The sequence below is a fragment of the Kitasatospora sp. NPDC101108 genome (assembly GCF_055584725.1).
This window is the reverse complement of the sequence record NZ_JBVJLM010000013.1, coordinates 105,578-121,733: the sequence shown is the minus strand read 5'-3', so window position 1 is coordinate 121,733 and position 16,156 is coordinate 105,578. Positions and strand designations below refer to the sequence as shown.

Annotated in this window: 19 protein-coding genes; 12 read left to right on the top strand and 7 right to left on the bottom strand. The window is 72.2% G+C overall.

What is annotated here, in order from left to right:
- Nucleotides 1–8: 8 nt before the first annotated feature.
- The 5 genes from ACZ6Z8_RS26270 to ACZ6Z8_RS26250 all read left to right on the top strand — a co-directional run bounded on the left by ACZ6Z8_RS26270 (nucleotide 9) and on the right by ACZ6Z8_RS26250 (nucleotide 4,007).
- Nucleotides 9–581, top strand: a complete 573-nt coding sequence (locus ACZ6Z8_RS26270; protein WP_465612509.1) for a toxin-antitoxin system HicB family antitoxin — start codon at nucleotides 9–11, stop codon at nucleotides 579–581.
- 91 nt (nucleotides 582–672) lie between these two features.
- Nucleotides 673–1,512, top strand: a complete 840-nt coding sequence (locus tag ACZ6Z8_RS26265) for a DUF4097 family beta strand repeat-containing protein (RefSeq protein ID WP_465612508.1) — start codon at nucleotides 673–675, stop codon at nucleotides 1,510–1,512.
- The gene (locus ACZ6Z8_RS26260; RefSeq protein ID WP_465612507.1) at nucleotides 1,512–2,438 is read left to right on the top strand and encodes an ATP-binding cassette domain-containing protein; all 927 of its coding nucleotides are present in this window, start codon (nucleotides 1,512–1,514) and stop codon (nucleotides 2,436–2,438) included. Before ACZ6Z8_RS26265 ends, ACZ6Z8_RS26260 begins: the two co-directional genes overlap by 1 nt.
- A complete protein-coding gene (locus tag ACZ6Z8_RS26255; protein WP_465612506.1) occupies nucleotides 2,435–3,205 on the top strand; it encodes an ABC transporter permease in 771 nt (256 codons plus the stop codon). The genes ACZ6Z8_RS26260 and ACZ6Z8_RS26255 overlap by 4 nt, the downstream gene beginning before the upstream one ends.
- Nucleotides 3,206–3,440: 235 nt before the next feature.
- Nucleotides 3,441–4,007, top strand: a complete 567-nt coding sequence (locus tag ACZ6Z8_RS26250; protein WP_465612505.1) for a hypothetical protein — start codon at nucleotides 3,441–3,443, stop codon at nucleotides 4,005–4,007.
- A 152-nt stretch (nucleotides 4,008–4,159) separates the two neighbouring features.
- Here the strand turns inward: ACZ6Z8_RS26250 and ACZ6Z8_RS26245 are convergent, their stop codons facing one another.
- From ACZ6Z8_RS26245 to ACZ6Z8_RS26235, 3 genes are all read right to left on the bottom strand, one after another.
- Nucleotides 4,160–5,413 carry a serine hydrolase domain-containing protein gene (locus ACZ6Z8_RS26245; RefSeq protein ID WP_465612504.1) on the bottom strand — a complete coding sequence of 418 codons (1,254 nt, stop codon included), beginning with the start codon at nucleotides 5,411–5,413 and terminating at the stop codon, nucleotides 4,160–4,162.
- Between the two features lie 119 nt (nucleotides 5,414–5,532).
- Nucleotides 5,533–5,931 carry a hypothetical protein gene (locus ACZ6Z8_RS26240; RefSeq protein ID WP_402819914.1) on the bottom strand — a complete coding sequence of 133 codons (399 nt, stop codon included), beginning with the start codon at nucleotides 5,929–5,931 and terminating at the stop codon, nucleotides 5,533–5,535.
- Nucleotides 5,932–6,213: 282 nt separating this feature from the next.
- Nucleotides 6,214–6,624, bottom strand: coding sequence for a VOC family protein (locus ACZ6Z8_RS26235; protein WP_465612503.1), 411 nt, complete (start codon nucleotides 6,622–6,624; stop codon nucleotides 6,214–6,216).
- A 358-nt stretch (nucleotides 6,625–6,982) separates the two neighbouring features.
- Between ACZ6Z8_RS26235 and ACZ6Z8_RS26230 the strand changes: the two genes are divergently transcribed.
- The 5 genes from ACZ6Z8_RS26230 to ACZ6Z8_RS26210 all read left to right on the top strand — a co-directional run bounded on the left by ACZ6Z8_RS26230 (nucleotide 6,983) and on the right by ACZ6Z8_RS26210 (nucleotide 11,121).
- On the top strand, nucleotides 6,983–7,480 hold the full coding sequence (locus ACZ6Z8_RS26230; protein ID WP_465612502.1) for a ricin-type beta-trefoil lectin domain protein: 498 nt from the start codon (nucleotides 6,983–6,985) through the stop codon (nucleotides 7,478–7,480).
- A 209-nt stretch (nucleotides 7,481–7,689) separates the two neighbouring features.
- On the top strand, nucleotides 7,690–8,193 hold the full coding sequence (locus tag ACZ6Z8_RS26225) for an RICIN domain-containing protein (RefSeq protein ID WP_465612501.1): 504 nt from the start codon (nucleotides 7,690–7,692) through the stop codon (nucleotides 8,191–8,193).
- A gap of 252 nt (nucleotides 8,194–8,445) precedes the next feature.
- Entirely contained in the window at nucleotides 8,446–8,946 is a 501-nt protein-coding gene (locus tag ACZ6Z8_RS26220) for an RICIN domain-containing protein (RefSeq protein ID WP_465612500.1), read from the top strand.
- 938 nt (nucleotides 8,947–9,884) lie between these two features.
- Nucleotides 9,885–10,286, top strand: a complete 402-nt coding sequence (locus tag ACZ6Z8_RS26215) for a hypothetical protein (RefSeq protein WP_465612499.1) — start codon at nucleotides 9,885–9,887, stop codon at nucleotides 10,284–10,286.
- Between the two features lie 280 nt (nucleotides 10,287–10,566).
- A complete protein-coding gene (locus tag ACZ6Z8_RS26210; protein ID WP_465612498.1) occupies nucleotides 10,567–11,121 on the top strand; it encodes a GNAT family N-acetyltransferase in 555 nt (184 codons plus the stop codon).
- A gap of 10 nt (nucleotides 11,122–11,131) precedes the next feature.
- On the opposite strand, the gene ACZ6Z8_RS26205 is transcribed toward ACZ6Z8_RS26210, so the two are convergent.
- Complete coding sequence (locus tag ACZ6Z8_RS26205; RefSeq protein ID WP_465612497.1) at nucleotides 11,132–11,920, bottom strand: TetR/AcrR family transcriptional regulator; 789 nt, start codon at nucleotides 11,918–11,920, stop codon at nucleotides 11,132–11,134.
- A 78-nt stretch (nucleotides 11,921–11,998) separates the two neighbouring features.
- On the opposite strand from ACZ6Z8_RS26205, the gene ACZ6Z8_RS26200 reads away from it, so the two are divergent.
- Nucleotides 11,999–12,931 carry a zinc-binding dehydrogenase gene (locus ACZ6Z8_RS26200; RefSeq protein ID WP_465612496.1) on the top strand — a complete coding sequence of 311 codons (933 nt, stop codon included), beginning with the start codon at nucleotides 11,999–12,001 and terminating at the stop codon, nucleotides 12,929–12,931.
- Between the two features lie 74 nt (nucleotides 12,932–13,005).
- Here ACZ6Z8_RS26200 and ACZ6Z8_RS26195 read toward each other — a convergent pair whose 3' ends face one another.
- Nucleotides 13,006–13,842 (bottom strand): NmrA family NAD(P)-binding protein, encoded by an 837-nt coding sequence (locus ACZ6Z8_RS26195; protein ID WP_465612495.1) that lies wholly within the window; start codon nucleotides 13,840–13,842, stop codon nucleotides 13,006–13,008.
- A 162-nt stretch (nucleotides 13,843–14,004) separates the two neighbouring features.
- A complete protein-coding gene (locus ACZ6Z8_RS26190; RefSeq protein WP_465612494.1) occupies nucleotides 14,005–14,994 on the bottom strand; it encodes a quinone oxidoreductase family protein in 990 nt (329 codons plus the stop codon).
- 111 nt (nucleotides 14,995–15,105) lie between these two features.
- Here ACZ6Z8_RS26190 and ACZ6Z8_RS26185 point away from each other — a divergent pair, with 111 nt between their 5' ends.
- Nucleotides 15,106–15,504, top strand: a complete 399-nt coding sequence (locus ACZ6Z8_RS26185; RefSeq protein WP_465612493.1) for an ArsR/SmtB family transcription factor — start codon at nucleotides 15,106–15,108, stop codon at nucleotides 15,502–15,504.
- 22 nt (nucleotides 15,505–15,526) lie between these two features.
- On the opposite strand, the gene ACZ6Z8_RS26180 is transcribed toward ACZ6Z8_RS26185, so the two are convergent.
- Nucleotides 15,527–16,063, bottom strand: a complete 537-nt coding sequence (locus tag ACZ6Z8_RS26180) for a hypothetical protein (RefSeq protein WP_465612492.1) — start codon at nucleotides 16,061–16,063, stop codon at nucleotides 15,527–15,529.
- Nucleotides 16,064–16,156 lie beyond the last annotated feature (93 nt).

The following is a 16,156-nucleotide window of genomic DNA, read 5'->3' as shown; positions in this document are numbered from 1 at the left end:
TTCTGGCCATGGACCTCACGCCGTACGTCGAAAACCTCCGGAACGAGCTCGCGGTGGCCGCCGCCACCGGCGGGGACGAAGCCCGGGCGCTGGCCGAGCGACTGACGCTTCCGCTGGAGTCGGCCGTGCGGCTCACCCTGCTCAACGCCCTCTCGGCCGCCATGGGCGAAGTCACCCGTGACCTCGCCCCGGGCTCGGTGGACGTGCGGCTGCGCGGCCTCGATCCCGAGTTCGTGGTGACCGCCCCGCCCGGCGCCGACTCCTTCCACGGCGATGCGTCGCCCGCCGAGCCGTCGATGGCGCCGTCGGCGGTGCCACCGGTGGCACCATCCGCGCCGCCCGTGGCGCCGGAGTCCGACGAGGCGGGCACTGCCCGGATCAACCTGCGCCTGCCCGCCAACCTCAAGGCGAGAGCGGAGGAAGCCGCCGGACAGGAGGGCCTCTCGCTCAACGCCTGGCTGGTCCGGGCCGTGGCCGGCGCGGTGGAGGGCGGCCGCCCGGTCGCCCGCCCGGCCGCCGACCTCGGCAGTCGCAGCACGCGCAGCGTGGGCGGCCAGGGCTTCACCGGCTGGGTCCACTGACACCTCCGCATCACAGACCATCCGCCCCTGCGACGTCACCCCCGCTCCGACCAGCGGGAACACCCACACGAGCCAAGAGGACGGGACACCCATGCCCACGTACGAGACCGACGGACCGATCTCCGTCGCCCTGGACTTCGAGATCGGCTCGGTGTGGATCCGGGCGAGCAAGCGCGCCGACGCGGTGGTCGACGTCCGGCCCACGAGCGCGGCCAGGGACGCCGACGTCAAGGCCGCCGAGCTGACCCAGGTCGACTTCTCCGGCGGGCGGCTCACCCTCAAGGGCCCCAAGCAGCGCACCGTGTTCTCCAGCCGGAAGGGCTCGATCGAGATCACGGTCGAGCTGCCCGTCGGCTCCGAGGTGCACGCCGAGTCCCCGATGTCGGACTTCGTCACCGAGGGCCCGCTCGGCGACTGCCGGATCAAGACCTCCATGGGCCGGATCCAGCTCGACCGGGCGGAGAACGCGCGGATCAAGACCGACATGGGGGACATCCGGCTCGGCACCGCCGCCGGGAACGCCGAGGTGACCGGCTCCGGCCGGATCGAGGTCGGCACCGTCGGCGGCCGGCTGACGGTCAAGAACAGCAACGGCGACACCGAGATCGACGAGGTGCGCGGCGAACTGACGGCCAACTCCTCCAACGGCCGGATCCACGTCGGCTCCGCCGAGGCGGGAGTGGAGGCCAAGTCGGCGAACGGGCACATCCGGCTCGGCCGGATCGTCCGGGGCAAGGTCAACCTCCAGGCCGGCGTCGGGGACGTCGAGGTCGGCATCGCCGAGGGCACGGCGGCCTGGCTCGACGTGCACAGCAAGTTCGGCGCCGTCCGCAACGAGCTCGGCCCGGCGCAGGGCCCGGGCGACGCCCGGGAGACCGTCGAGGTCCGCGGCACCACCCAGGTCGGCAGCATCACCATCCGGAGGGCCTGATGGTGGCGATCTCGGCGGTCGGGCTGACCAAGTCCTACGGGGACAAGGCGGTCCTGCGGGGCATCGACCTGTCCATCCCGGCGGGCACGGTGTTCGCCCTGCTCGGGCCGAACGGCGCGGGCAAGACCACCACGGTGGAGATCCTCTCCACCCTGGTCCCGGCCGACGGCGGCTCGGTCCGGGTGGCCGGCCACGACCTGGTCCGGGAGGCCGACGGGGTGCGGAGGGCGATCGGGGTGACCGGCCAGTTCTCGGCGGTGGACAACCTCCTCACCGCCGAGGAGAACCTGATGCTGATGGCAGACCTCAACCACCTCCGCCGTCGGGAGGGGCGGAGGCGGGCCGAGGAACTGCTGCGGCGCTTCGATCTCACCGAGACGGCGCGCAAGCCCGTCGTCACCTTCTCGGGCGGCATGCGGCGCAAGCTCGACCTGGCGATGACCCTGGTCGGCGACCCCGAGGTGATCTTCCTGGACGAGCCGACCACCGGGCTGGACCCGCGAAGCCGCCGCATCATGTGGGAGATCATCCGGGGGCTGGTCGCCGACCACGGGGTGACGATCTTCCTCACCACCCAGTACCTGGAGGAGGCCGACCAACTCGCCGACCGGATAGCCGTCCTGGACGGCGGCCGGATCGTCGCCGAGGGCACGGCCGAGGAGCTGAAGCGGATCGTCCCCGGCGGGCGGATCCGCCTCCAGTTCGCCGACTCCCGCCAACTCGACACCGCCGCCGCCCTGTTCGACTACGCCACCGCCGACACGGAGGCCCTGCGACTGGACATCCCGGGGGACAACTCGGTGATCACCGTGAAGGCCGTGCTGGACACGCTCGACAACGCCTCCGTACAGGCCGAGTCGCTGGTCGTCGAGACGGCCGACCTGGACGACGTCTTCCTGCAACTCACCGGGGAGGGTGCGCGATGAGCGCGATGACGAGCTACGCGGTCAGTGACTCGCTGACCATGCTGCGCCGGAACCTCAAGCGTGCCCAGCGGTATCCGGCGATGACCTTCTCCGTCGTCGTGATGCCGGTGATGATGCTGCTGCTCTTCAACTACGCCTTCGGCGGAGCACTGGGAGCCGGTATCGGGGGCGGGAGCTACATCGACTATGTGACGCCGGGGATCGTCCTGATGACGGCGACGGCCGGTTCGGTCGCCACGGCGGTGGGCGTCTGCGTCGACATGACCGAGGGCATCGTCAACCGGTTCCGGACGATGGCGATTTCGCGGTCCGCTTTCCTGACCGGGCACGTGGTCGGGAGCGTGATACAGACCGTGGTCGCGCTGGTGATGGTGATCGGCGCGGCCTTCGCCATGGGGTTCCGTTCCAGCGCGGGGCCGGTGGAGTGGCTGGCGGCCGCCGGACTGCTGCTCTTCGTGACACTGACGCTGACCTGGATCTCAGCGGGCATCGGGCTGGTCTCCAAGACCCCGGAGAGCGCGAGCAACACGCCCCTGCCGCTGACCTTCCTGCCCTTCATCGGCAGTGCGATCGTCCCGCCGGATTCGATGCCGACCGTGCTCCGGTGGTTCGCCGAGTACCAGCCCTTCACGCCGATCATCGAGACCCTGCGCGACCTGCTGATGGGCACCGCGATCGGCAGCAGCGGCTGGATAGCCCTCGCCTGGTGCACCGGCCTCACCCTGGTCGGCTACGTCTGGTCGCGGAGCGTCTTCTACCGGCGGTGACGGGGGTACGGCCGGTAGTCGTCGGTGCGGCCCGGGAGGCGGAAGTCCCGCCCCCGGGCCGTACCGGCGTGCGATGACCGCCGGCGAGCCCCTGGTCGCACAACGGACGGTCCGTCAACTGCCCCGGGCGCGGACGCCCCCTGTAGTAAAGTCCGCGCAAAGATCGGCAAAGGACCGCCCGGGGGGACGGATGGCGACGACGCGTCGTAGACGGGTTGCCCGGGGGCTGAGAGCCGTGGCCCTCGTCCCGCTGCTGGCGTACCTGCCGGGCTGGCACGCCTCCCGCTCGGGCGGCCTGGTGCTGGTCGAGCACTGGCTCAACCGTCCGAGGCTGCTGATCGGGGCGGCGGTGGTGCTGATCGTGGTCTCGCTGGTGGTCGAGATGGAGTTCCGCACCCGGTTCTCGCAGATCGGCTGCGCGGTGCTGCTGGTGCCCCTCGTCGTCGCCGGCGTACCGGTGCTCTCCCTGTTCCTGGTGTTCAGCGGCCACGGGGGTCGGGAGGACCGTTTCGTCAATCCCGACCGCCCGGACCGGGTGCTCACCGTCACCAACGTCGCCTTCTCGATCGACCCGATCTACCAGGTGGAGCTGGAGACCGGCACCGGCTGGTCCGCCCGCCACTGGAGCATGGGCACCTGGAACACCAGGGGCGGCGACTTCGTCCGCATCGACTGGTCCGGCCCGGACCGGATCACCGTGACCGGCCGCAAGAAGCTCACCGTCTTCGACGTCCACCCCGACGGCAGCCTGAGCGAGCCCCGAGTCCTGCCCCAGCAGCCCGTCCCCGGAACGGGCTCCTGAATCCCGAGGACCCACTCGTCTTCTCCAGGCCGGACGAATGCGGCAGCGGATGCGTGAGCGGTGGGGAGCTCAGCCGCGCCGGGTGCGGCGGGTGGCGGCGGTGGACGGGACCGGGTTCGTCGAGGGGACCGGGGCGCACGCCGTCGACGTGCTCAGCGGTGGACCGCACGCGTACCGGCCGGGTCGCCGCAGAGGGCCTTCTCCTTGAAGGCCCGGTGGAGCCGCTCGGACTTCTGGGGGTCGCTCCTGTCGTACTCGTTGGAGGAGATGGCGTACTGGCGGCTGCCGTCCCGTGATCCGAACACCTCGGTCGAGTAGCCGGGGATGTCGCCGGTGTGACCCCAGAACCGGCCGCAGGAAAGGTCGTAGCGGACCACGCCGAGGCCGTACTCGGCGTGGTCGGGCGCCTGGGGGATGGGGACGGTGGTGGTCATCTCGGTGAGTTGGGCGGGGGCGAGCAGCCGTCCCCCGAAGAGGGCCGCGTGGAAGCGGGTGAGGTCCTCGGTGGTGGAGACGGCCGCGCCGGACGCGTCGGCGATGGTGGGGGAGAGCCTGGTGACGTCGCCAGGGCCCTCGGGGAGCTTGAAGTAGCCGTGGGCGTGCGGGCCGGGGACGGCGGTGGAGGTGGTGGGCAGGGTGGTGTGCCGCAGCCCGAGTGGCCGGATGATGCGGCGCTGCACCTCGTCCCGCCAACTGTGCCCGGTGACCTGCTCGATGAGCATGCCGACGACGACGTAGTTGGTGTTGGAGTAGTGCCAGCCCTGCCCGGGGGCGAAGTACGGCGGCCTGGCGGCGCCGATGGCCAGGAGCCGTTCCGGGGTGTACTCGATCCAGCGGCCGGTGGCGAGGAACTCCCGGTTGCCCGCCTCGGTGTCCTCGCGTACCCGGTGGTCGTCCAGGTAGTTGCCCAGCCCGCTGGTGTGGTTGAGGAGTTGCCGGACGGTGATGGCGCTGCCGTTGGGCACGGCGCCGGGCAGGTAGTGCTCGATCGGGTCGTCGAGTCCGACCCGGCCCTCGCCGACCAACTGCAGGGTGACGGTGGAGACGAAGGTCTTGGTGAAGCTGGCGATCCGGAACCGCCCGTCGGCGCGGGCCGGTCGGCCGGTGGCCAGATCGGCGGTGCCGGCCACGCCGCGCCAGGTGACGCGCCCGTGGTCGCGGACCTCGGCGAGCGCGGCGGTGCTGGTGCCCTGGTCGACCAGTGCGTCGAGTTCGGGCTGCAGGTCGGCGGCGGCCGACGACCGGGTGGCCGACGACGGGGTGGCGGGGAACGGGGTGGCGGGGGCGGCGGCCGCGTTCGGAGTGAGCGCGGCGAGCGTGGCGAGCGTGGCGAGCGTGGCGAGGCTGACGGCAGCGGTGCGGAGCGTGGTTCCGACTCGGCGCCGGGACAGGCGGGTTGGGGTCATGGCGTCACGCTCGCACTGCCAGGTGGCGACGGTCCTCCTGCCGGCGAAGGGCCCGGCTCTCCGTCTTTCGGAGGAGAACCGGGCCCCGTCCGGAGGGCGCGGACCTCACGCCGGGCGGGTCACCAGCGGTCGATGCCCATGGTGTTCGCGGCGCTGTGGATGGCGTTGTAGTGCGGGATCGACATGTCGGACTTCTTCTGGCCGGCCGGGAGGTGCTTGTCGGCAGCGCGGAACTCGTCGCGGGCGGCGGCGAGCAGGCTGGTGCCGTAGGAGACGGGGACGTCATTGGTGCCGTGGGCCGGGTGGGACTTGGCGGCCGTCTGGCTGCCGGCCTGGGCGAGGATGCTGCGGGCCTGGTTGTAGGCGGCGGCCTTGACCGTCTTGGGGTTGAGGATCTGTGCCTGCACCCCGGCCACCGACCGGGTCTGGTCGGCGGCCACGGCGGCGGGGGCGACGGCGGCGGTGAGGGCACCGGCGACGGCGACGGCGGCGAGAGCGTTGCGGACGTTCCTGTTCATGCGGAATCCTTCCGTGAAAATGCCAAGGGTTCGCCTCCGCATCGGACGTGGGAACCGTCGGAGTGCGAACGCCTCCGCACTACCCCGGCCGCCGAGAGCGGAAAACCGGATTCCGGCGGGTTCGTTCGGAAGCGATGGGATCCGGACGTTCTCCGGATCCCGGGAATTCGTACCGGTTCCGGCCCACAGGAATCCCCTTCGACTCCCGGCGCTCGGCTTAGGACTCCCGGCTCCCGGCTCCCGGCGCTCGGCATGGCGCCCGGTCCAACGGCCGTCGCGGCCCTACGCGTTGGACCACGACCGGCTGGACAGCACCAGCAGGTAGCCGTCCGGGTCCTGGAGGGTGACGCCCCAGGCGTCCCAGTACGGGTTGTGGGCCGGCACCCGCTTGCCGCCGTGCTGTTCCAGTCGCTCCACCATCGCGTCGCCCACCGGCTCGCCGAGGTAGACGACCAGCAGGTCCTCGGCGGTGGGCCGCGGCTCGACGGGCGCGGCCGGGTCGTGGACGAGTTCCAGGTGCCAGGCGGCGGCGGGCCAGCCGACCATGAGGAGCGAGTGTTCGCCGGGGGTTCCGTCCGTGGTGTGCCGGTACAGGACGTCGAGGCCGAGACCGGACACCCAGAAGCGCTCGGCTGCCGCCAAGTCCGATGAGGGGCGGGCGATGCGGATGTGTGCGGTGGCGTCGGCCGGCATGGTTCTGGCTCCAGGGGTACGGGGAGGGGAGGGCGGGCTCCCGGTGGCAGTGAGCCTAGGGATCACGTGATGGGGGTGTCATCGGGCGCTGGTCCTAGTTTGTCGGCCCCGGATCTCCGGGTCCCCGATCCGCGGGGCCTGGGCAGGCCGGGTGAACGACGAGGATTTGTTGACGGATGAACTCAACGAACTCGAACAGCTCCCGCGAGTGCGGCGATTCGAGGCAATCTGATTCGCATACGGACTCCGATCGGATTACCTGACTCTTGCCAGCTCCAGGGGCGGATGGTTGCCTCGCCGTCGTGACCGAAGGAACGGTCACGCGCATTCGAGGGAACACCGCAGAAGGAGAAATCCCTTGTTCACCATCAAGAAGGCCACCGCCATCGCTGCCGCGGCGCTGGCGGTCTCCGGGGCCATGGCCACCGCGGCGCCTGCTTCGGCGGGCGTCCGCGCCGTTTCGGAGAACGTCCGCTTCTTCAACGAGCACACGGGCGGGGCGCTGGACGCCAACGGCCTCGGCAGCAACGACGCGCTCCTGTGGACGCCCAACGGCACGGACTACCAGGACTGGTACCTGGACTTCGGCAGCCAGGGCGGCGTTCAGATCAGGAGCAAGGCCCGGAACCAGTGCCTCCAGTCGCCCGAGAACCTCGGGGGCACGGTCAAGGTGGTGGACTGCAACAAGCTCATTCCGACCCAGTGGTGGGTGCTCAACAAGTCGGGCGACAAGACCGTCATCGCCCAGCAGCGGGACCAGGACCGGGTCATCGAGGCGACCACGATCGGCAACCCCGTGGTGGAGAGCATCTACGACGGCCACCCGAGCCAGCTGTGGGACATCAGCCCCTCCTGAGCCGCCGGTAGCGCAATGAGGACGGGCCCGGCACCTCCACAGGTGCCGGGCCCGTCCGACTGCAAGGCGCCGGCCCTGTGGCCGGCGCGCCTGGTCACTCCACCCGGACGGCTCGTTCTCGCGTGCATGCGGTGCGGGGTGATCGCCTCGACCTCGTGACCGAGCACGTGGTCACGGGAATTCGGGAACACCGTAGAAGGAGAGATCCCTTGTTCACCATCAAGAAGGCCACCGCCGTCGTCACCGCCGCCCTGGGAGTCACCGGCGTGCTCGCCGTCGCGGCGCCCGCTTCGGCCGGTTCCGTCCGTGACATGACGCACGGCGTCCGTATCTTCAACGAGGCCGTGGGCGGCGCGTCGGATGCCAACGGCCTCGGGGGCTCCGCCGTGATCACGGCGGAGCCCAGCGACGTGGCAAGCCAGGGCTGGATCATGCACTCCGCCGGCGCCAAGTCGGTCCAGCTCGAAAGCGCGGCGTGGCCTGGCCTCTGCCTGGAGGCGCCGCAGAACATCGGCGACGCGGTCGGGCTGGCCCCGTGCCAGGCCGACGCCCCGGCCCAGCGGTGGTCGTTGGAGAGAGTGAGCGGCCGGCACGTCATCGCCGAAGCGGACAACCCCGACTTCGCCGTCGAGGCCGTCTCGAAGGGCGCGTCCCTGGTGAAGGCCTGGCGTGACAACAACCCGCGTCAGCTGTGGGACATCACGTCCGCCTGAGTCGCTGGTGGCGCAACGCGGACGGGCCCGGCACCTGGGTGAGGTGCCGGACCCGTCCGACCGTGGAGCGCCAGGCCCGGGTTGCACGGACTCTTCCTACTGAAAGTAGGACGTGCTCTGGTAGCACCGCTGACGCCTGACGAAAGATCATCTCCCTCGCGACGAGAAGAACATTAGCAGCTCAGCGGCCGTGCTCCGAACCGCGGAGGCGGCCAGGGGGTTCGGGGGGAACAGCACAGGAGGAGAAGTCCTTTGTTCACCACCAAGAAGGCCACCGCAGTCGCTGCCGTCGCCCTGGCCGTCACCGGCACGGTGATCGCCTCGGAACCCGCCTCGGCCGGGACCGTCCGCCAGGCGGCCGAGAACGTCCGGTTCCTCAACAAGGCCACGGGCGGGGCACTGGATGCCAACGGCCTCGGGGGCGACACCGCCATCACCTACGCGCTCGACAGCGCGGCCTCCCGGGACTGGGTCCTGCGCTCCGTCGGCCGGAGGTTCCAGATCGAGAGCAGGGCGAGGCCCGGCCACTGCCTCCAGGCAATGCCGAACCCGGGGGACCAGATCCCGATGCCGGCGTGCAACGCCAACGTCCCGACCCAGCTGTGGGTGTTCGGCGCGGTGGGCGACAAGTACGTCATCGCCGAGGCGGTGGACGGGAACCGGGTCATCGAGGCCCAGGCGAACGGCAGCCCCGTGATGACCTGGTTGCGCGACGACGGTCCCCGTCAGCTGTGGACCATGACGCGGCCCTGAGCGGTTCGGTGGCAATGCGAACGGGCCCGGCACCTGGGTGAGGTGCCGGACCCGTCCGACCGTGGAGCGCCAGGCCCGGGTTGCACGGACTCTTCCTACTGAAAGTAGGACGTGCTCTGGTAGCACCACTGACGCCTGACGAGAGATCATCTCCCTCGCGACGAGAAGAACATTAGCAGGTCAACGGCCGTGCGCCGAACCGCGACTGGGCGGCGCGGCCCGTTGGGCGGTTCGGGGCCATCCGGTTCGCGCACGGACTCCAGCCGGACTGCACGCTCTTATGGGGCCTCGGGGTGGGTGGTTGGCTCGTCGGTCGTGGCCGAACGGACGGTCACGGGAATCCGACGGAACAGCGCAGAAGGAGAAGGCGCAACGCGGACGGGCCCGGCACCTGGGTGAGGTGCCGGGCCCGTCCGACTGTGGAGCGCCAGGCCCGGGTTGCACGGACTCTTCCTACTGAAAGTAGGACGTGCTCTGGTAGCACCACTGACGCCTGACGAGAGATCATCTCCCTCGCGACGAGAAGAACATTAGCAGGTCAGCGGCCGTGCTCCGAATCGAGGAGCAGCCGGGTCGGGACGTGTGGGGACTCGGCGCGGATCGCCCGGCCGCGGCGGAGGCCGGCGAACTGTGCGTCGGTGGCGTCGGGGGAATCCGAGGCGCGGGAACGGGCGAGGGCGGTCTTCGGGCGTGGATCTGGCGGCTGAGGCTGTCGGCGAAGTGCATGGTGCCGCATGAAGCACCGGCCGACGGGAGCGCTGGCCGGTGCGGGGGAGAAGGGGTTATGGGCCTCCTGTGGCCGAAGTGGCACGACATCGCCCCTGAATCGCAAGAGACTTGACGTTGAATCAGTTGCTTGGAAGAGTCGGCGATCGTGCGAACTCCAGTTCCAATAAACGGAGTTCGAGGCACTTCCATCGAAACGGGGTAGGTTTCTCATGCTCACCAAGAAGATCGCCGCCGCAGCGGTCGCCGTGGCCGCCGCGGGCGTCCTCGCCACCGCCACGTCCGCCTCCGCCACTGCCACCCTCTACAACACGGCGACGACGACAGTCGGTGGGGGCCTGTCGCACAAGTGCACGTCGCGCACCGTCGACCTGGCCGCCGGTTCTTATGGCTGGGGCTTCTACAGCGCGACCCCGTACGTGAGCAGCACGGTCAAGCTCGCCGCGGGTAGCTACACCTGGACCGACTGCCTGACGGAGAGCGTGGACTACTACTACGTGGACTCGTCGCTCAAGCTCAACGGCAGCTCCTCCGCTCCGGCGACGCTGCACGCGTCGCGCTGGATTGCCGGGGGCCTCTACACCTACGGCAGCTTCCTCAAGCCGAACTTCTAGAGCCGCCAGGCTCCTTGGTCCGCCGAGGCCCCGACCGCCGGCCGGGGCCTCGCTGCGACCTCCGCCCCGCGCGACCCGGGGCCTCGCACAGGAAGTCGGCCGGCCCGACTTCCTGTGCGCAGAACGACGTCGTGAAGGCCGGGCGCCGGCCGGGAGGGCTCGGCGGCCGCTGTTCGAGGCCCGCGGCCACCGGATCGTCCGGCCGGACGTCGTTCCGCGTCAGCCCGGTGGCCCGGAAAGGGGGTTGCCGGACCGGTCGGGCGCTCGTGATGATCGTGCGATGAGCACCATCATCAGACGGGTACGGGCCGGGGAATGGGAGCGGGTCAAGGAGATCCGCCTCGCCGCGCTGCAGGACCCGATCGCGCACCTCGCCTTCCTGGACACCTACGAGAGCGCCTCCGCCAGGCCCGACGAGTTCTGGCAGGAGCGCACCGCCGGGGCCGCCGAGGGCGAGTCCGTGTGGCAGGCGGTCGCCGAGGCCGCCGACGGGCGTTGGCTCGGCACCATGACCGTGCTGGTCGAGCGGCCCGGCGCGGAAGGCGCCCTCGCCGGCGACGTCGTCACCGTCCCGCAGGCCCATGTGGTCGGCGTCTACGTCCGCCCCGAGGCACGCGGCACCGGCCTCGCGCACGAACTGATCGGGGCCGCCCAGGAGTGGGCCTGGTCGCTCACCGAGCCCCGGCTCCAGCGTGTCCGGCTGTACGTCCACGAGGGCAACTCGCGCGCCGAGGCGATGTACGTGCGGGCCGGTTTCAAGCACTCCGGCGTGTCGGTGCCGGTGCCGGGCGACGGGACGGCCCGGGAGATCGAGCTCGCGGTCGAGCGGGACTGAAAGCGGCCCGCTAACGCGCGGCGTCCCCGTCGCGCGGCTCCACCGTGGCGGCGAGGGCACCCGGGAGTTCGGCGCAGGCCGCCCGGAGGCGGCGGGTGAGGTCCTCTCGGGTGTGTCCGGCGGGCTGGGCCACCCAGGCGGCGAGGGCCTGGTGGAAGGCGGAGACCAGCATGTCCAGCGCGAGCCGGACGCGCAGGGCGGCGATGCTCTCCTCGGCGGCGCCCTCGTCGGCCGTGCCCCCTTCGGGGGTGTCCTGCGCGGCCGTGCCCCCTTCGGGGGTGTCCTGCGCGGCCGTGCCCCCTCCGCGGGTGTCCTGCGCGGCCGTACCCCTCTGGGCGGTGTCCAGGGTGAACCGCCGCGCGGTGAGCGCCGCCGCCTCCCGGCTGACGCGGTTGCAGAAGGCCAGCCCGTGGGCGTCCATCGACGGTGTCCTGGCGGCCAATCTCCGGCTCGCCAGGACGCGTTGGGCCCATATTCCGCTCGGCATCCGGTCGATCGCCTCGACCAGCACCTCCTCGTAGAGCGAGACCAGCGGACGGCCCTGCGGCGGGTGGTCCTCCAGCAGTTCCAGGAACGCCGTCCAGAGGTCCTGGGTGGGTGCGGCCGCGACGTCCTCCTTGCTGCTGAACGCGCGGAAGAACGTCCGCTTGGAGACCTCGACCGCCTCGCACAACTGGTCCAGCGTCACCCGGTCGAATCCGCGCTCGCCGAACAGTTCCAGCGCGGTGTCGATCAGCGCCTGACGGGTGCGCAGCTTCTTGCGCTCGCGCAGCGGGAGTACCGGGTTCTCGGGAGTCATCGCGGCAGTGTATCCGGGCAGCGATTGCCATCTGTAGGCTTGTGCCACTCAGTGGCAGAATTCACGGGAGGATCCTCCATGCGTGCACTTCTGGTCGACCGCTCGGCTCCCGGCCGCCTGCGCCTCGGCACCGCTCCCGACCCCGAACCGGCGCCGCACCAGGCCCTGGTCCGGGTCGCCGCGACCTCGCTCAACTACGGTGAGATCGCCTTCGGCCTCGACGCGACCGCCGACGGGACGGTCTTCGGCTGGGACGCCGCCGGCATCGTGGAGCGCGCGGCCGCCGACGGCTCCGGCCCCCCGGCCGGGACCCCGGTGGTTGCTCTGACGCCCGCCGGTGCCTGGGCCGAACTGCTGGCCGTCGACACCGGGTTGATCGGCGTCGCGCCGGCCGGGGCCGACCCGGCGGCGCTCGCCACCGTCCCGGTCGCCGGTGCCACCGCCCTGCGCGCCCTGCACCGCCTCGGGCCGCTGCTCGGCCGCACCGTGCTGGTGACGGCGGCCACCGGCGGCGTCGGCCGGTACGCCGTCCAACTCGCCCGCGCCGCAGGGGCGTACGTGATCGCGTCCACCGGCGCACCGGAGCGGAACGGGGAGCTGCTGGAGCGGCTGGGCGCCCACGAGGTGGTCGGTGCTCCGGGCCGGGCCTCGCGCCCGGTCGACGGCGTGGTCGAGCTGGTCGGCGGGCCCCAACTGGTGGAGGCCTACGGCGCCTTGGGCGAGGGCGGCACGCTGGTCGCCGCCGGGCACATCGCGGGGAAGGGGGAGGACTTCCCGTTCGGCGCCCTGTTCGGCGACCAGCAGCGGCACGACCGCAGCCTGGTGACCTTCTTCCTGCTCGGCTGCACCGGTCTCGGCCGGGACCTCGGCTGGCTCGCCCACCGGGTCGCCGCAGGGGAGTTGGACCCGGGCATCACCTGGCGCGGCGGCTGGGACGGCGCGGCGCAGGCCGTCGAGGCCCTGCTCGCCGGGCGGCTCCGCGGCAAGGCGGTGCTGACCTTCGATGCCTGAGTCCCGACTTCCGCCGCCCCCGGCAGGGCCCCGGTGTGCTGTACGGGCCCCGGGCGGGCGGGCCGCGCGGCGGACTACCGGAAGTCCTCCGCGTGCTCCCGCACCCATGAGCGGAAGTCGCGGGCCGGTCGGCCGAGCACCTGCTCCACGGTGCCCGTCACCCGTTCCGGCTCACGGGTGAACGACTCCCAGGCGCGCAGCCGGGACTCCACGAACGCGGCGTTCCCCCAGGCCGCCGTCAGCTGTTCGCGGGCCGTCTCCGGCGCCAGTTCCTCCCAGCGCACCTCGGTGCCGAGCTCCTCGCCGATGATCCGTACCAGGTCGGCGTGGGCGATCGATTCGGGGCCGGTGACCAGGTACTTGGCGCCGTCGTGCCCGTCCTCGGTGAGCGCCCGGACGGCCACGTCCGCGATGTCGCGCTCGTGGACCAGTGAGCGGCGTGCCCGCCCGTACGGCCAGCGGACGACGCCCGCGCGGACCTGGTCGGCCCAGCCGAGCACGTTCCCGGCGAAGTCGATCGCCCGGACGAAGGTCCAGGCCAGGCCGGACCTGCGGATCAGTCGCTCGATCTCCTGGTGGAAGATCACGGGCGGTTCGTCGTCGGCGAGGTCCGGCACGTCCGTCGAGAGGTAGACGACCCGCTCGGCGTGCTCGGCGATCAGCTCGACCACCCGTGGCCGCACCGGAATCCCGGGCCACATCAGGTAGACGGCCTTCACCCCGCCGCTCAGCGCGGCCGCCAGGCTCTCGGGCGCCGCCAGATCACCCTCGACGGCCGCCACCCCCACGGGCAGTGCGGCACCTGCCGCGTCGCGCACCAACGCCCTTACCTCGTGGCCGCCTTCGGCCAGCGAGGCCACGACGTGCCTGCCCACACTGCCGTTCGCGCCGATCACCAGAATCTTCGTCATGCCGGGCCAACGCTGCCCCGGCCCGGCCTATGCCCGCCGCCGGCCCCTCCTCCGCCGGCCCGTCGGCAGCTCCACGACCGTGAGCCGGTTTCCGTCGGGGAGGGTCGAGTAGGCGCTCCCCGCCTGTCCGGGCGGGCGGACCGGCCGGTGCCGCCGGGCGGCTCAGCCGGTCACCCGCACCACGTACTTGCCGGTGGCCCGTCCCTCCTGCATCGCGTCGTGCGCCGCCGGTACGGCCTCCAGGCCCGGCAGTTCGGTGAGCGGGATGCCGAGGCCGCTGGTGGCCTGCAGGTCGAGGGTGGTGCGGATGGCCCGGGCGAGGCGCTCGGGGGCGGTGGCGGCGAGGGCGCGGTGGCTGAAGCCGGTGACGGACAGGTTTCCGCCCATCAGGCGGCCGAGCGGGGGCAGGGCGTCGACCTCGCCACCGCCCGCGTTGCCGAACAGGACGATCCGGGCGCCGGGCGCGGCGACCGTCAGGTCGAGTTCCAGCGCGGCGGTGCCCAGCGGGTCGAGCACCAGGTCGACGCCCCGGCCACCGGTGGCGGTGCGGACGGCGTCGGCGAGCTTCTCGTCGCGGGCGAACGCGTGGTGGTAGCCGAGGTCGACGGCGGCCGCGGCCTTCTCCGGGCGGCCGACCGTGCCGATCAGCGTGCCCCCGCCGCCGAGCAGCGGGACGAGCTGGGCGACCGCGCTGCCGACGCCGCCGCCGGCGGAGTGGACCAGGACGTTGTCCCCGGCGGACAGCCGGCCCGCGTCGGTGAGCAGCAGGACGGCGGTGGCGAGGCCGAGCGGGGCGGCCGCGGCGGCGCCGAGCTCCAGCCCGTCCGGGACGGGCAGGGTCAGTACGGCGTCGGCGACCACGACCTCGGCCAGTCCGCCGCCGACGGGTGCGGCGACCACCCGGTCGCCCACGGCCAGCCCGGTGACGCCCTCGCCGAGTTCCCGGACCGTACCGGACACCTCCTTGCCGGGCAGGTACGGCCACTCGGCGGTGTAGCCGGCGTCGCCCCGACGGGCCATCACGTCCACGAAGTTCAGTCCGGCCCAGGCGACGTCGATCGCCACCTGGCCGGGGCCGGGGCGCGGCGCCCCGATCCGCCGGATCTCGGAGTTCTCGGCTCCACCGGGTGCGGTCATCACCAGTGCGCGCATGTCGGGCCCCCTCGGCTACGATGTTCGACGAACGGCGAAACTGCCGTCGGCACAGTGGTACCAGCTAGTTTCGTCGTTTGTCGAACATCGCAGATCAGAGGAGGTCCGCTCGTGCCCCGCAGCACCCGCCGCCGTCCGGCGCCCGCACACCCGGCGACCGAGGAGATCGACCTGTACGACGTCCTGCACGCGCTCTCCGACCCGACCCGGATGACCATCGTGCGCGTGCTCCGGGCCGAGCCCGAACGGGCCTGCGGCACCTTCCCGGTGGACGTCGCGCCCTCCACTCTCAGCCACCACTTCAAGGTGCTGCGCGAGTCCGGCGTGATCAGCCAGCGCGAGGAGGCCAACCGCCGGTTCTCCGCGCTGCGGACGGTGGACCTGGAACGGCGCTTCCCCGGGCTGCTCGACACCGTCCTGGCCGCGCTCGCCCGCAACGAGCCCGGAAGCGGGCCGGAGGGCGGGGCACCCGACGACGAACCCGTCTCCGAGAAGGCCTGGCACGGCTAGCACGGCTAGCGCCCGGCCCCAGTCAGGCGCCGACCGCGCGGTGCCGCCGGTGGTACGAGACGGTGACCGCCGCCAGCAGCGGGCCCCAGGCGACCGCGGGCAGGTAGAGGAAGCCGACCAGCAGGTGTCCGAGCGGGGTCATGTTCGGGTGCGGCACCGCCCACCAGGCCAGGAACGGCGTCCAGAGCGCCGTCAGTCCGGCGGCGCCCAGCGAGGCGGCCAGGACGACGCGGCGCGGGGCGACCGGGCGCCCGCCGAGGAACGGGATCCAGCGCGGCGGCACGGTGCCCCAGGGCCGGACCAGGCCGAGGGTGAGCAGGGCCAGCGCCTCGGTGAGCACGCTCAGCGTGAGCGGCCAGACGGCGTTCCAGCCGGTGAAGCCCACCGCGTGGTAGCCCGCGTCGGTGTAGCCGCCGTGCCGGCCCAGGACCAGCCCGAGCCGCCACAGCCCGGCCGGCAGCGCGGTGACCGCGGCCGCGTGGGCGGCGTGCACCGCCCAGCGCGGCGGGGCGGGAACGCTCGGGGGAAGTGCGGCGGTGGCGGGCCGGGGCGTCGTCATGCGTCCACCCTCCTGTGCGGGCCGCCGCCCCGGCGTCCGCCCGGCGACGGGTTTCCGCCGGACCCCTCCCCCCGGCGGGGGAGGGGCTTCTCG

Excerpts from the sequence above, each read along its gene's own strand:
- ACZ6Z8_RS26270 (WP_465612509.1), top strand. The coding sequence starts at position 9 with ATGGACCTCACGCCGTACGTCGAAAACCTCCGGAACGAGCTCGCGGTG.
- ACZ6Z8_RS26255 (WP_465612506.1), top strand. The coding sequence starts at position 2,435 with ATGAGCGCGATGACGAGCTACGCGGTCAGTGACTCGCTGACCATGCTG.
- ACZ6Z8_RS26215 (WP_465612499.1), top strand. The coding sequence starts at position 9,885 with ATGCTCACCAAGAAGATCGCCGCCGCAGCGGTCGCCGTGGCCGCCGCG.
- ACZ6Z8_RS26235 (WP_465612503.1), bottom strand. The coding sequence starts at position 6,624 with ATGCCGGCCGACGCCACCGCACACATCCGCATCGCCCGCCCCTCATCG.
- ACZ6Z8_RS26180 (WP_465612492.1), bottom strand. The coding sequence starts at position 16,063 with ATGACGACGCCCCGGCCCGCCACCGCCGCACTTCCCCCGAGCGTTCCC.
- ACZ6Z8_RS26260 (WP_465612507.1), top strand. The coding sequence starts at position 1,512 with ATGGTGGCGATCTCGGCGGTCGGGCTGACCAAGTCCTACGGGGACAAG.
- ACZ6Z8_RS26245 (WP_465612504.1), bottom strand. The coding sequence starts at position 5,413 with ATGACCCCAACCCGCCTGTCCCGGCGCCGAGTCGGAACCACGCTCCGC.
- ACZ6Z8_RS26240 (WP_402819914.1), bottom strand. The coding sequence starts at position 5,931 with ATGAACAGGAACGTCCGCAACGCTCTCGCCGCCGTCGCCGTCGCCGGT.
- ACZ6Z8_RS26210 (WP_465612498.1), top strand. The coding sequence starts at position 10,567 with ATGAGCACCATCATCAGACGGGTACGGGCCGGGGAATGGGAGCGGGTC.
- ACZ6Z8_RS26265 (WP_465612508.1), top strand. The coding sequence starts at position 673 with ATGCCCACGTACGAGACCGACGGACCGATCTCCGTCGCCCTGGACTTC.
- ACZ6Z8_RS26190 (WP_465612494.1), bottom strand. The coding sequence starts at position 14,994 with ATGCGCGCACTGGTGATGACCGCACCCGGTGGAGCCGAGAACTCCGAG.
- ACZ6Z8_RS26205 (WP_465612497.1), bottom strand. The coding sequence starts at position 11,920 with ATGACTCCCGAGAACCCGGTACTCCCGCTGCGCGAGCGCAAGAAGCTG.
- ACZ6Z8_RS26200 (WP_465612496.1), top strand. The coding sequence starts at position 11,999 with ATGCGTGCACTTCTGGTCGACCGCTCGGCTCCCGGCCGCCTGCGCCTC.
- ACZ6Z8_RS26195 (WP_465612495.1), bottom strand. The coding sequence starts at position 13,842 with ATGACGAAGATTCTGGTGATCGGCGCGAACGGCAGTGTGGGCAGGCAC.